At 64.3% G+C, this 12,989-nt stretch carries 10 protein-coding genes; 7 read left to right on the forward strand and 3 right to left on the reverse strand.

What is annotated here, in order from left to right:
* Positions 1 to 94: 94 nt before the first annotated feature.
* The 3 genes from AC1AUD_RS09090 (at position 95) to AC1AUD_RS09100 (ending at position 3,424) form a co-directional block, all read left to right on the forward strand.
* Positions 95 to 1,138, forward strand: coding sequence for a LacI family DNA-binding transcriptional regulator (locus AC1AUD_RS09090; protein WP_476574031.1), 1,044 nt, complete (start codon positions 95 to 97; stop codon positions 1,136 to 1,138).
* A gap of 69 nt (positions 1,139 to 1,207) precedes the next feature.
* Positions 1,208 to 1,858 carry an oligoribonuclease gene (gene orn, locus AC1AUD_RS09095; RefSeq protein ID WP_476574032.1) on the forward strand — a complete coding sequence of 217 codons (651 nt, stop codon included), beginning with the start codon at positions 1,208 to 1,210 and terminating at the stop codon, positions 1,856 to 1,858.
* Positions 1,859 to 2,011: 153 nt separating this feature from the next.
* Positions 2,012 to 3,424: a DEAD/DEAH box helicase gene (locus AC1AUD_RS09100; protein WP_476574033.1), complete on the forward strand. Its 1,413-nt coding sequence runs from the start codon at positions 2,012 to 2,014 to the stop codon at positions 3,422 to 3,424.
* Positions 3,425 to 3,497: 73 nt separating this feature from the next.
* On the opposite strand, the gene AC1AUD_RS09105 is transcribed toward AC1AUD_RS09100, so the two are convergent.
* Positions 3,498 to 4,316 carry an SCO7613 C-terminal domain-containing membrane protein gene (locus tag AC1AUD_RS09105; RefSeq protein ID WP_476574034.1) on the reverse strand — a complete coding sequence of 273 codons (819 nt, stop codon included), beginning with the start codon at positions 4,314 to 4,316 and terminating at the stop codon, positions 3,498 to 3,500.
* 191 nt (positions 4,317 to 4,507) lie between these two features.
* Between AC1AUD_RS09105 and AC1AUD_RS09110 the strand changes: the two genes are divergently transcribed.
* A complete protein-coding gene (locus AC1AUD_RS09110) occupies positions 4,508 to 5,050 on the forward strand; it encodes a hypothetical protein (protein ID WP_476574035.1) in 543 nt (180 codons plus the stop codon).
* A gap of 593 nt (positions 5,051 to 5,643) precedes the next feature.
* Here the strand turns inward: AC1AUD_RS09110 and AC1AUD_RS09115 are convergent.
* Positions 5,644 to 6,342 (reverse strand): single-stranded DNA-binding protein, encoded by a 699-nt coding sequence (locus AC1AUD_RS09115; RefSeq protein ID WP_476574036.1) that lies wholly within the window; start codon positions 6,340 to 6,342, stop codon positions 5,644 to 5,646.
* Positions 6,343 to 6,691: 349 nt separating this feature from the next.
* Here AC1AUD_RS09115 and AC1AUD_RS09120 point away from each other — a divergent pair, with 349 nt between their 5' ends.
* A complete protein-coding gene (locus tag AC1AUD_RS09120) occupies positions 6,692 to 8,515 on the forward strand; it encodes a proline--tRNA ligase (protein ID WP_476574037.1) in 1,824 nt (607 codons plus the stop codon).
* Between the two features lie 102 nt (positions 8,516 to 8,617).
* Here AC1AUD_RS09120 and AC1AUD_RS09125 read toward each other — a convergent pair whose 3' ends face one another.
* Positions 8,618 to 10,711: a M13 family metallopeptidase gene (locus AC1AUD_RS09125; protein ID WP_476574038.1), complete on the reverse strand. Its 2,094-nt coding sequence runs from the start codon at positions 10,709 to 10,711 to the stop codon at positions 8,618 to 8,620.
* Between the two features lie 73 nt (positions 10,712 to 10,784).
* On the opposite strand from AC1AUD_RS09125, the gene map reads away from it, so the two are divergent.
* Both map and AC1AUD_RS09135 read left to right on the forward strand, forming a co-directional pair.
* Positions 10,785 to 11,561, forward strand: coding sequence for a type I methionyl aminopeptidase (gene map, locus AC1AUD_RS09130; protein ID WP_476574129.1), 777 nt, complete (start codon positions 10,785 to 10,787; stop codon positions 11,559 to 11,561).
* Positions 11,562 to 11,672: 111 nt separating this feature from the next.
* A complete protein-coding gene (locus AC1AUD_RS09135; protein ID WP_476574039.1) occupies positions 11,673 to 12,959 on the forward strand; it encodes a citrate synthase in 1,287 nt (428 codons plus the stop codon).
* Positions 12,960 to 12,989: the final 30 nt, after the last annotated feature.

Below are 12,989 nucleotides of genomic sequence, written 5' to 3' on the forward strand. Positions count from 1 at the left end.
AAATATAGCCATTTTTATACAATGCAAACGTTTTTATAATTAATGACGCAAACGTTTGTATAGAATGGTGTGCGTATGCAATGGGGAGGTGCCTATGGCAAGGACGACGATCGGCGACGTGGCCCGCGAGGCGGGGGTGTCGGTCTCCACCGTTTCCCGCGCGCTGCGAGGGCTCGACAAGGTCAATCCCGACACCCGCGCCCGCGTCGAGGCCGCGGCGGAGCGGCTGCATTTCTCGTTCTCCAAGAACGCCTCCTCGCTGGCCAGCGGCAAAACGATGCGCGTCACCGTGCTGCTCAGCGACCCGATCAACGTGTGGTTCAGCGCCAGTGTGCTCGAAGGCGTCTATGAGGTGCTCGCACCCGAAGGCTACGATGTCGTGCCCTGCGTGGTCGGCGACGGCGCGGGGCTTGACCGTTTCTTCCAAGGGCTGCGCGGCACGCAGGACATCGATGCGATCATCGTCTCCTCCTTCGAGCTGGATGAGGGCAAACGCAGGATCCTCAAGGAACTCACCGTGCCGGTCGTCGGCATCAACACCCCCAGCTGCGACGGGCTCGATGCTTCCGCGGCCATCGACGACAAGGTCGCCATGCTTTCCGCCGTGCGCCTGCTGCACTCGCTGGGGCACCGGTCGGTGGCCTATGTCGAGCAGCCGGTGCAGTCCTCGCCCTTCGTGTGCAGCGATGTGGTGCGCATGCAGGGCTTCCTTGAGGCGGTGAAGCTATTGGGCTATGACGAGGACCGGGTATTGACGATTCCCTCGCTGACCGAGGCATCCGCCACCGCTGACGACGAGGCGGCGGTGATGTCGGATCTTGCGGCGCAACTGCTGTCGGCGCCGAGCAAACCCACCGGCATCTGCGTGGAGAACGACCGATGCGCCGTGCCGTTGTTGCGCGAACTGCGACGGCTCGGCTGGCGGGTGCCGCAGGAGGTCTCGGTGATCGGCTTCGACGGCATGCCGTTGTCGGATGTGGCCGACCTGACCACCGTGCGCCAGGATCCGGTGGCCACCGCGCGTGAGGCGGCGCGCAAGGCCCTGGCCTTGATGCGCGGGCAGACGTTGGACGAACGCCACACCGTCATGCCCACTTCGCTGCTGATGCGCGGCACCACCGCCCGTCTCGGTGCCTGACACAGCCGCCAAGGTCCCGCGCCGGCGGTAGGTTGAAGTGTTCCGAACGTCAAGGAAACGAGGCATGACATGGTGGATGCGCACGACGGCGAGACCTACACGGCCGAGGGCTCGCGCCTGATCTGGATCGACTGCGAGATGACCGGACTCGATATCTTCGGCGGCGACGAGCTGGTCGAGGTGTCGGTGGTGCCGACCGACTTCGATCTCAACGTGCTCGACGAGGGAGTGGACTTCGTCATCAAGCCGTCCCAGGCGGCCGTCGACCATATGAACGATTTCGTGCGCGATATGCATACCCGCTCCGGACTCATCAATGAGTGGGAGCATGGTCTGCCGCTGGCCGAGGCCGAGGCGAAGGTCGTCGAGTATGTCAAGCGCTTCACCCCCGACGGCGTGCGCCCGCTGCTGGCCGGCAACACCATCGGCTCCGATAAGAAATTCCTCGACCGCTTCATGCCGAACCTCATGGCCGGCCTGCACTACCGCACCATCGACGTGAGCACCTTCAAGGAGCTCGCCCGCCGCTGGTATCCGGCGGTCTATGAGAACCGTCCGCCCAAGAACGGCGGCCATCGCGCGCTCGCCGACATCATCGAGTCGCTTGACGAGCTGCGCTATTACCGCAAGGCCTTCATGGCCGCCGCCCCCGGTCCCGACGCCGAGTCTGCGAAGGCCATCGCCGAGGAGATCCGGCGCACGAGTTTGCTCAGCGAATGATTCTCAATAAGAAAAGTGCGAGGTCGCGTGGAGTGGAATGAACATCGCGTTCCGGTATTTCGCCGTTTTCGCGATGTTCGGATGTGCGGTTGCGTGCGTTCGCTCGCACTTTTGTTATTGAGAACGATTCGCTGCAAGGAATAGGACGACGATATGCGTCAAGCCGAGGCCCTGGCCATTCTGAATGCCGGTGCGAATGTCTTTTTGACCGGCGCGCCCGGAGCGGGCAAGACCTATGTGCTGGGTGAGTTCATCCGCCAGGCGCGGGCCGACGGCGCCTCGGTGGCCGTCACCGCCTCCACCGGCATCGCCGCCACGCATGTCAACGGCCAGACCATCCACTCATGGTCCGGCGTGGGCGTGGCCACCGCCCTGACCGCCAGTCTGCTCAAAACCATCAAGACCCGGCGCAAGCGCAAGATCCAGGCCACCGACGTGCTGGTCATCGACGAGGTGTCGATGATGCACGCCTGGCTGTTCGATATGGTCGACCGCGTCTGCCGCGAGGTGCGGCACGACCCGCGCCCCTTCGGCGGCATCCAGGTGGTGTTGTCCGGCGATTTCTTCCAGCTGCCGCCCGTCAGCGTCTCGGGGCGCAACAACGACTTAATTGCGCCGAGTCCGGAATTCTTGGAATCACGGGAACGATATGCGCGCGCCGGGCGCAATCCCGAGGGATTCGTCACCGAATCGTTGGTCTGGGGCGAGCTGGATCCGGTGATTTGCTATCTGACCGAGCAACATCGTCAGGACGACGGCCAGCTGCTCACCGTGCTCACCGATATCCGCGATGGCGCGGTCACGCAGGAGGACCACGATGTGCTGCTCACCCGTCTGGGTGCGGTTCCCGCCCCCGGCGAGGTTGCCGTGCATCTGTTCCCGGTCAACAGACAGGCCGACAATCTCAACGATCTGCGCTTGGCTCAGATCCAAGACGAGGAACACGTCTTCCATGCCGAGCAGGCCGGGCCGGCGAACCTCGTCGACCGACTCAAGCGGAATATGCTCGCCCCCGAGCGGTTGGTGCTCAAAACCGGCGCGGCCGTGATGGCATTGCGCAACGACACCGACCGGCAGTATGTGAACGGCTCCATCGGCACGGTGCGCGGTTTCGCGCCCGAGGCCAAGGGCGGCTGGCCGATCGTGGAGTTCGAGAACGGCAATATCGTCACGATGAAACAGGCGACATGGGAGATGATGGATGGCGACACCGTGCTCGCCGCCATCAACCAGGTGCCGTTGCGCTGCGCCTGGGGCATCACGATTCACAAGTCGCAGGGCATGACGCTTGACCGTGCCGTCATGGATTTGCGGCGCACCTTCGCGCCGGGCATGGGATATGTGGCGCTGTCGCGCGTCGAATCGTTGGATGGCCTGTATCTGGCCGGGGTCAACGAACGCATGTTCCTGGTCTCGCCCGATGCCGTGCGCCTCGATGGCGCGCTGCGCGCCGGTTCGTCCGCCGCCTCGGCGCGCCTGGCCGACGAAGGCGTCGGCGCGTTCGCGCCGCATGCCGCGTCATCCGGCGGTTCGGATGATGAGTTCGAGCAGGCCGAACTGTTTTGAATGGCCGGGTTGTCCTGAACGATTGGGACCGTTCGGATGGATGAGCTGTTCGGATTGAACGAAGGGCTCTGATTCAGCGCAGGTCGCCGATGCGACGTGCCAAGGAACGCATCGAGTCCAGGCTGGCCTCGTAACGGGCCGCGACCGCGATCAGCAGCACGCCTCCGGTCAACAGCCACGCCCACCAGAAACGTTGCGAGAAGGCCACGATCCATGGCCAGAGCACCGTGAGCACATGGACGGTCAATGCCATCGCGCCGCATATCAGCGGTGCCTGCAGCCGCCTCGCCACGCCCACCGTCAGCAACGTCAGCGAGGCCAGGAAGACCAAGGTCATACGCACCGGTGATGGTTCGGCGAACCATCCCGCCCATATCGGCGGCACGATGATGAGCATGAGTCCGGGCCATAACGTCGCCCAACTGCGTGATGACGGGGACAATGCCAGTCGACGCCATCCGGCGGCCAGCGACGCGACTCCCGCCATCGCCAGCAGCAGGTCGGCGGAGGGCATGACGGGCGGAATGCTCAGCGATGCCAGCGTCAGCGCCAACGATGTCAGTGCCGTTGGTGCCGCGACCGCCCAACGCATCGTGGACAGCCGGTCGGTGGCTTTGTCTGTGTGGGGATATGACCACAGCAGCGCCGAGGCCGCCAGTAGGATGACGTATGCCGTCATGGCGCACAGTTGATCCGAAGGATGAGGGGATGCGATCCGTGTTATCGCTTCGAAGGTCAGCGGCAACGAGGCGCATAATGCCATCGGAACGCGCTCGTGGATGTCGAGGCTGTGCTTTGCCGAAGGTACCGGGGCGCCGGCAAGCGTGCCGAGGAACATGCCGCAGGCCAGAAGGGAGACGGACAGTCCCACAATCAGCCATGACAGTGTCATGGCGGGCAGCAGGGATGCGAACGCCGCCGGCAGTCGCGGCCGTCAAGGTCATCCCGGCGACGGGCACGATGCGCCACTGCGGGTGTAGGGGGCGGGATGAAACCAGTATGCGTCGGCGCATGACCGCCCATGCGCCCGCCCATCCGGCTATGACAAGGATGTGGGATGTGGCGTGGTCGGCCAGGGATGGCATGGCGAAGGATTTGAACGGCATAAGCACCGTGGCGAGGGCCAGATATACGCATGTCTGCGTCAGGCAAGCCAGCCATATGAAGTCCGGGGTGCGTCGGGCCGCATCCGGTCGGATCGAGGCGGCCATGGCGCAGGCCGCGAATCCCATCGCGGTGAAAGACAGCGCCTGTGAGGCGGAGGCTCCGTCCCAATGGGCGTTGGAGATGGTCATGCCGAGGTCCAAGGGCAGCGCGAAGGCGGCGAACAGGCCATGGGCGCGTGGGAGAGGATGTCCGAAATGTTTTCCGATGACATGCGGCGTCATTGCCATCAAGGCCAGCAGCATAATCGTCGCGCCGGTCAGGCCGCTGCGGCCGATGGACGATGGCGCGATGATCTGCGGCACCAGCCATGCGTCGATTGTCAGAATGGCCCAGCCCGCCCATGCCAGGCCTTCGGTGGTGGAAGGCAGCCGACGCGAGGTCAGAGTCGAGGCGACCAAGGCGATCACGCCCAGTAGAGCGAGACAGATGGCTCGTCCGGACGGGGCGAGCAGCGCATAGGCGAAGGTCGCGAAGGCGATGGCGGCCAGGGCCACCAATCCAACGCCAAGCGACAGCAGCAACATCTGCACCTGCGATCGTGGACGTCCGTTTCGCATCGTCACGGGGACTCCGGGGCGGAACGCCGTGCCGCCGCCGGTTGCGGAGACGGGGCCGGCAGCAGGGCAAGAGCTGAGAATTGGATTGGTCTCGTTATGACGGCCCGTGGCTGGGGCCGTGTTTTCGTGGGGAGCCGGCCGTGGTTCGCCGGCCCGTGCGAGGCCGTCGCGTCTGACGGCCTCCAACAGGGCGATGTGACGGTCCAATAGATCGGCCGCCTGCACGCCCAGGGACCATGCCTCGGCCACGCGTGGATCACGCCGGTCGATGCCCGATGGAGTGATCGGGCCGGAAACGGGGGAGAAGTCGTCGGGATTGAGCCTCGGATCCCTCAGTTGATTGGTGCTGGAAGGCCAGAGATATCGGCCGGTTGATGGATGGAATCTCGTCCGAGGCATAATCAGTCCCTTCTGATGATGGCCACGCGCGCAGGCCGCATGGCCTACGGCCCTGATATCAAGAGTGGTGTGTCCGGGCTTGCCTGTGGGGATGTTTCAGAACTCGGGCTGATTGAAATCTGGATTGGATTGCGGCCCTGATACGTCGTTCGGGACAGACACGCCATCCGTCGGGCCGTATGGATCAGGAGTGCGGAGGCTGGTTGCCTCTGCCTCATTCGCTGTGGTCGGGACCGGGCCGGCGAATGGAGCAGAGCCGTAAGATTCGGTGGAGGAGTCGGATTCGTTTGAGACACCGGGAATGACGGCACCCGTGGGCGATGCTTGTCCGGCTTGGGTTGCGCCGGCGAACGGGTCGGCGCCGGTGACGGCACCGGCGGCACTGACCTGCGGAGCACCGGCGCCGGTCTGCGGGGTGACTGGTTCGCGCCGCTCTACCTTGCGCAGCGAGGTGATGCCGTGGTTGATGTCATGGCCGATGTTGGTGGCCTCGAGAGTGATGGAGGTGCGGTTCTCGCCCTGTTCGGTGCGCCACTGCTCGGTGACTAGGGAGCCGACGACCAGCACCGCGTCGCCTTTGCGGATGGAGTTCTGCACATTGTCGGACAGATTGCGGAACGCCTTGACGGTGATCCAGGTGGTCGGGCAATCCACCCATGTGTTGCGTTCCCGGTGGAAGTAGCTTCGTGTGCTGGCTACGCGGAAGGTCGAGACGGTCAATCCGTTCGCTCCCCGTGCGATGGGGTCGGTGCCCACGAATCCGGTGATGATCGCCGTTGCCTGTTGCATGGCCATGGTCGTTCCTTTCGTTCGTTCTCCACGTGTGGACCGTGTGGGCCAGGCCGGACGGCGACTTTGCACGTCCGCGCCAGGCTCCACGGTGACTCCCACTCTGCTCGCCGGCGTCGGGGCCGGCAACGCTGGCAAAGCATTGTGGTCGGAGGCTGCCTCTTCGGCGTGTTGTGCATAAGCCTTGTGGACGCTCAGGCGGTTATCCACCGCTGTTCAATTCATTTGACGAACTCGATGCGCCGGCGCCGTCGCTGCCGGCGGCTCCATATGGCGATGTTCCCGATCCATTGCCAAGCCACGCCGCCGCCATATCCCCTCCGCCTCGTCCGTTCGCACGGGTACCTTGGGTCCCATGAGTTCCAAAGCACTTCGCATGTCGACACTGTTCCTGCGCACCCTGCGCGAAGACCCCGCGGACGCGGACGTCGCCTCGGCCAAGCTGCTGCAGCGCGCCGGCTACATCCGCAAAGCCGCCCCCGGCATCTGGACCTGGCTGCCGCTGGGTCTCAAGGTCCTCAACAAGATCGAAGCCGTGATCCGCGAGGAGATCGACGGCATCGGCGCGCAGGAGGTCCATTTCCCCGCGCTGCTGCCGCGCGAGCCCTATGAGGCCACCCACCGCTGGGAGGAATACGGCGAGAATCTGTTCCGTTTGAAGGACCGCCACGAGGCCGATTATCTGCTCGCGCCGACGCACGAGGAGATGTTCACCCTGCTGGTCAAGGACATGTATAAGTCCTACAAGGACCTGCCGGTGACCCTCTATCAGATCCAGACCAAGTACCGCGACGAATTCCGCCCGAGGGCCGGCCTGATCCGCGGACGCGAGTTCATCATGAAGGACGCGTATTCCTTCACCATCGACGAGGAGGGCATGCGCAAGGCCTATATGGACGAGCGCGGCGCCTACGAGCGCATCTTCCAGCGCCTTGACCTGAAGTATGTGCCCGTCTTCGCCATGTCCGGCCCGATGGGCGGCTCCGCTTCCGAGGAATTCCTCGCCCCGATGGCGATCGGCGAGGACACCTTCGCGCTCGCGCCCTCCGGCAAGGCATGGAACGTCGAGGCCCTGACCACGCCCGAGGTGCCCGAGGTCGATTGCTCGGCGACGCCCGCCGCCGAGAAGCGCCCGACCCCCGACGCCGGCTCCATCGAGGAGATGGTCGCCTTCGCCAATGCGAACCATCCGCGTCAGGACGGCCGCGAATGGCAGGCCTCCGACATCCTCAAGAACGTCGTCGTCGCCATCAAGCACGCCGAGGACGAGACCCACGAGCAGCCGTGGCGCGAGCTCGTCGTCGTGGGCGTGCCCGGCGACCGCACCGTGGATATGAAGCGTCTCGAGGCGCAGTTCGCGCCCAGTGAGATCGAGGAGGCCACCGAGGATGACCTCAAGGCCCATCCCGAGCTGGTGCGTGGCTATATCGGCCCGATGGGCGTCGGTCCGCAGGCACGCGACGGCAAGAAGGCCGCCGACGCCGCCGAATCCGGCGATACGCTGCGCTATCTCATCGACGCGCATGTGGCCCGCGGCTCCGCGTGGTTCACCGGCGCCGACGAGCAGGACGTCGATTACTACGATCTGGTCTACGGCCGTGATTTCGAGGCCGATGGCACCGTCGAGGCCGTCGAGGTGCGCCATGGCGATATGAGCCCGGACGGCTCCGGTCCGTTGAGCTTCGAGCGCGGCGTCGAGATCGGCCAGGTGTTCCAGCTGGGCCTCAAGTATTCCAATGCGCTGGACCTGAAGGTCCTCGACCAGAACGGCAAGACCGTGCCCGTGTGGATGGGTTGCTACGGTATCGGCGTGTCCCGCGTGCTCGCTTGCATCGCCGAAACGCATCACGACGAGGCCGGCTTGGCTTGGCCGAAGAACATCGCCCCCGCGCAGGTGCATGTTGTCGCCACCGGCAAGGACGAGAAGGCCTTCGCAGGCGCCGAGCAGCTGGTCGCCGATCTTGAGGCCCGCGGCGTCGAGGTCATCTACGACGACCGCAAGAAGGTCTCCCCGGGCGTCAAGTTCAAGGACGCCGAGCTGGTCGGCGTGCCGCTGATCGCCGTGGTCGGCCGCGATTTCGCCAACGACGGTACGATCGAGATCCGCGACCGCGATGGCGGCAACAAGGTCGCCGTGCCGGCCGAGCAGGCGGTCGACACGATCGTCGAGCGCCTCTGAGGCTGAGATATCCGATAGTCGAAGGGCGGCCCGTCCGGTGGAATTCACCGGACGGGCCGCCCTTTCGTTATATGCGCCGCCGCTAAGCCGCGCTGTGCAGCCTCACCAAATCCGCACGCGGCGGTCGGCGGGCAGCCACATCGGGTCGTCCGGGCCGACGCCGAAGGCGGCGTAATACAGGTCGACGTTGCGTGCGATGCCGTTGGTGCGGAACTCGGCGGGGGAGTGCGGGTCGATCTGCAGATACTGCTCGGCCAGCTCGTCGCGGTTCTTCGTGCGCCAGATCGAGGCGTAGGACAGGAAGAAGCGCTGCAAACCAGTGAATCCGTCGATTTCGGGCGCATCCGCCAGCGAAGCAGCGATGGCCTCGGCACTGCCATCCACAGGCCGCCCGGCGGCCTTGTCCAGCGCGAAGGCGTAGGCCTTGAGCGCGATGTTCACGCCGCCCAGATCGCCGATGTTCTCGCCGATGGTCAGCGCGCCGTTGACATGCGGGGCACGGTCGGGCTCGTCGGCGTATTTCTCGGCCAACTGCGCCGGCACAAAGCCGTTGTATTGTTCGATCAGCGCCTTCGTGCGCGACTCGAAATTCGCCTTGTCCTCGGCGGTCCACCAGTCGTTGAGACGGCCGTCGCCGTCATACTGCGCGCCCTGGTCGTCGAAGCCGTGGCCAATCTCATGGCCGATCACCGCGCCGATGCCGCCGTAATTGGCCGCATCCTCGGCCTCGGGGTTGAAGAACGGCGGCTGGAGGATGGCCGCGGGGAAGACGATGACATTCATCGTCGGTTCGTAATAGGCGTTGACGGTCTGCGGATTCATCAGCCATTCGCCGCGGTCGACCGGCTTGCCGGCCTTGGACAGCTGATAACCGGCCTCATAAAGCGTGGCGTTGGCGAGATTCTCAGCCAGCGTCGCGTCCTCGCGCACATCAAGCGCCGAATAATCACGCCAATGCTCGGTGTATCCGATCATCGGCACGAACTTGGACAGCTTGTCCAACGCCTTGGCCTTTGTCTCCTCGCCCAGCCAATCGGAATTCGAAATCGACACGCGATAGGCCTCGATCAGATTGCCAACCAACTGCTCCATGCGCTGCTTCGAGGACTCGGGGAAGTGACGGCGCACATATTCGCGGCCCACGTCCTCGCCGCACACGCCGTTGACCAGGCTCACCGCGCGCTTCCAACGGTCGCGCTGCGCCTTCTGGCCCGACAGCACCTTGCCATAGAAATCGAAGTTCGCCTTGTCGAAACGCTCGGACAGCGAGGAGGCCGCGCCGATGATGGTGTGCACGTGTGCCCAGAGCTTCAGATCCTCAAGGTCGGCGGACTGCCAGAGCGCATCGAGCCCCGTGAGGAAGCTCGGTTCGTGCACGATCACGCGGCCCATCGCCGCCTTCAAGTCCACCGGCTGGCGGGTGGCCGTGTCGGTCGCATCATAGGCGGCCTGCCATGCCTCGACCCAGGCCGCGAGGTCGATATGCGCCATCATGGCCGCAAGTTCGGTCCAATCGGTCGGATTGTAGGTTTTCACCGAATCACGGGTGGCCACATTGTCCCAGTGGTTCGCGGCGATGCGCGTCTCCAGATCGAGCACACGCGCCGCGGCTTCGTCGGCAGCCTCCTGATCGGCCGCATATCCAACGTTCCTCAGCTGCGCGGCAATCATATCGGCATAGGCTTCACGGATCGGCGCGTAATGATCCTCACGGTAATAGGCCTCGTCCGGCAGGCCCAGACCGGCCTGCTCGATATGCGCGATATTGGTGTCCGGGTCGCCCGGATCGCCGTAGACGGCCATATCGAAGAGATCGGGGCCTCCGGCCGGATTGATGGAGCCAAGCGCGCGGATCAGCGCCGCCTTGTCCTCGGCGGCGTCGATCGCCTCAAGCGCGGGACGAATTGGGTCGAGACCGGCGGCTTCGATGCGCTCGGTGTCAAGGAAGGAACGGTAGAGCGCCCGCGACTTGGGCACAGGGCACTCGTCCTCTTCGAGGATGTCGCGGATCTGGTTCTCCGCGTCCTCGGCGAGTTTGTCGAAGGAGCCGTAGCGGGAACGGTCATCGGGCAGACGATAGGTGTCGATCCACGGCCCGTTGACATATCGGAACAGATCGGCGGCGGGGGAGATGACGGAGGAGAACGACGCCGGGTCAATGCCGGCGGACAACATGCGGTTTTCGTGTTCGCTCATGCCTCCAAGCCTAATCGCTTCGCGGGAGAACGAGGATCTAGGGTTGACGAGGCGAGGAAGTAGGGTTATGGACATGATCGAGTTGAAGACCCCCAAGGAAATCGAAGCGATGAAGCCCGCCGGACGTTTCGTCGGGCACATCCTGAAGGAACTGCGCGAATCCGTCAAGGTCGGCACCAACCTGCTGGAAATCGACGAATTCGTGCATAAGAAGATCGTCGACCGCAAGGGCGCCGAATCCTGCTACGTCGACTATGCGCCTGATTTCGGCACCGGTCCCTTCGCCCACTACATCTGCACCTCCGTCAACGACGCTGTGCTGCACGGCGTGCCGTTCGACTACAGCCTCAAGGACGGCGACCTCCTGACCCTCGACCTGGCGATCAGCGTCGACGGCTGGGTCGGCGACTCCGCCATCAGCTGGGTCGTCGGCAAGGACCAGGACCCCGAGGACCTGCGCCTGATCAAGAGCACCGAGGAGGCGCTCGCCGCCGGCATCGCCGCGGCCCAGCCGGGCAACCGCCTCGGCGACGTGTCGAACGCCATCGGCGATGTTGCGCGCGAATACGGATATCCGATCAACCTCGAATTCGGCGGGCATGGCGTGGGCCATATCATGCACGGCGATCCGCATGTTCCCAACGACGGCCGCGCCAACCACGGCTACAAGCTGCGTCCGGGCCTGGTCATCGCCATCGAACCGTGGTTCCTCAAGACCACCGACGAGATCTACCAGGATCCGAAGGACGGCTGGACGCTGCGCTCCTCCGACGGTTCGCGCGGCGCGCATTCCGAGCACACCATCGCGATCACCGAGAACGGACCGGAGATTTTGACCGTCCGCGACTAGCGACTAAATCTCTTCTTCGAGACCGGGGAACGGAACGTAACAAGCCGGGGTGCGTTCGCTTTGTTATCATGAGCGCACTCCGGCTTCGTCGTATCAAAGGGAGGAACACGCATGGGAACCGCACGACTCGACGTCGACAGCGAGAAATACACCCTGCCCGTGGTCAAGGCCACGGCCGGCCCCGACGGCATCGTCGTCTCTTCGCTGCGCAACGACGGCTGGGTGACCCTCGATCCCGGGTTCCTGACCACTGCGCAATGCGAGTCGAAGATCACCTTCATCGACGGCAATAACTCGATCCTGCGCTATCGCGGCTATCCGATCGAGCAGTTGTGCGAACATTCCAACTTCCTTGAGGTGGCGTGGCTGCTCAACCGCGGCGAACTGCCGACGGCCGCGGAATACCAGGATTTCCGCACGCGCATCCTGCACCATACGATGGTGGGCGAGGAGTTCCGCGCGATCATCGGCTCCTTCCCGCGCAACGCGCATCCGATGAGCGTGCTTGCCTCCGCCGTCAACGCGCTCGCCAGCTTCTATCCGAACACCTGCGATATCGAGGATCCGGAGCAGCTGACCGAGGCCGCGTACATCATCATGGCCAAGGTGCGCACGATCGTCTCCCTGATCCATCGCCGCCGGCGCGACGAGCCGCTGCTCTACCCGGATGAGACGCGCGGCTATGTCGATGATTTCCTACGCATGAGCTTCGCCGTGCCCTATCAGCACTATGAGTCCGACCCGTTGCTGGTCGACGCGCTCGACAAACTGTTCATCATCCAGGCCGACCACGAGCAGAACTGCTCGACGTCGGTGGTGCGCATCGCTGGTTCCGCGCATGCGAACCTGTACTCGGCGGTGGCGGCCGGCATCAACGCGCTGTCCGGTCCGTTGCATGGCGGCGCGAACGAGGCCGTGCTGCGCCAGCTGAAGGAGATCCTTGACTCGGGCAAGACGGTGCGCGAGTTCGTCGACGAGGCGAAGGCCGAGGGGCGGCGCATCTCCGGCCTCGGACATCGCGTCTACAAGTCCTATGACCCGCGCGCGGCCGTCGCCAAGGGATATCTGAAGAAGATCGTCGCCGAGCGCGGCGAGACTTTGAATGGTGCGCGTGCGTTGTTCGACGTGGCGCTTGAGCTCGAGGACATCGCGCTGACCGACGACTATTTCGTGGAGCGCCACCTCTATCCGAACGTCGATTTCTACACGGGCCTGATTTATCGCGCCATCGGCTTCGATCCGGCCATGTTCACGACGCTGTTCGCATTGGGCCGCATCCCCGGCTGGATCGCGCAATACCGCGAGATGCTCGCCGACAAGCACACCAAGATCGGCCGCCCGCGCCAGGTCTACACCGGCGTCACCGAACGCGACTACATTCCGATCGCCGAGCGCTAAGCCTTCGCCTTTGTCATTTTGAGCGGAGAC

It is taken from the genome of Bifidobacterium sp. LH_730, from assembly GCF_056355835.1.

Bases quoted from the DNA above. Each gene is read 5' to 3' on its own strand.
- AC1AUD_RS09090 (WP_476574031.1), top strand. From the start codon at position 95: ATGGCAAGGACGACGATCGGCGACGTGGCCCGCGAGGCGGGGGTGTCG.
- orn (WP_476574032.1), top strand. From the start codon at position 1,208: ATGGTGGATGCGCACGACGGCGAGACCTACACGGCCGAGGGCTCGCGC.
- AC1AUD_RS09100 (WP_476574033.1), top strand. From the start codon at position 2,012: ATGCGTCAAGCCGAGGCCCTGGCCATTCTGAATGCCGGTGCGAATGTC.
- AC1AUD_RS09105 (WP_476574034.1), bottom strand. From the start codon at position 4,316: ATGACACTGTCATGGCTGATTGTGGGACTGTCCGTCTCCCTTCTGGCC.
- AC1AUD_RS09110 (WP_476574035.1), top strand. From the start codon at position 4,508: ATGGCGAAGGATTTGAACGGCATAAGCACCGTGGCGAGGGCCAGATAT.
- AC1AUD_RS09115 (WP_476574036.1), bottom strand. From the start codon at position 6,342: ATGGCCATGCAACAGGCAACGGCGATCATCACCGGATTCGTGGGCACC.
- AC1AUD_RS09120 (WP_476574037.1), top strand. From the start codon at position 6,692: ATGAGTTCCAAAGCACTTCGCATGTCGACACTGTTCCTGCGCACCCTG.
- AC1AUD_RS09125 (WP_476574038.1), bottom strand. From the start codon at position 10,711: ATGAGCGAACACGAAAACCGCATGTTGTCCGCCGGCATTGACCCGGCG.
- map (WP_476574129.1), top strand. From the start codon at position 10,785: ATGATCGAGTTGAAGACCCCCAAGGAAATCGAAGCGATGAAGCCCGCC.
- AC1AUD_RS09135 (WP_476574039.1), top strand. From the start codon at position 11,673: ATGGGAACCGCACGACTCGACGTCGACAGCGAGAAATACACCCTGCCC.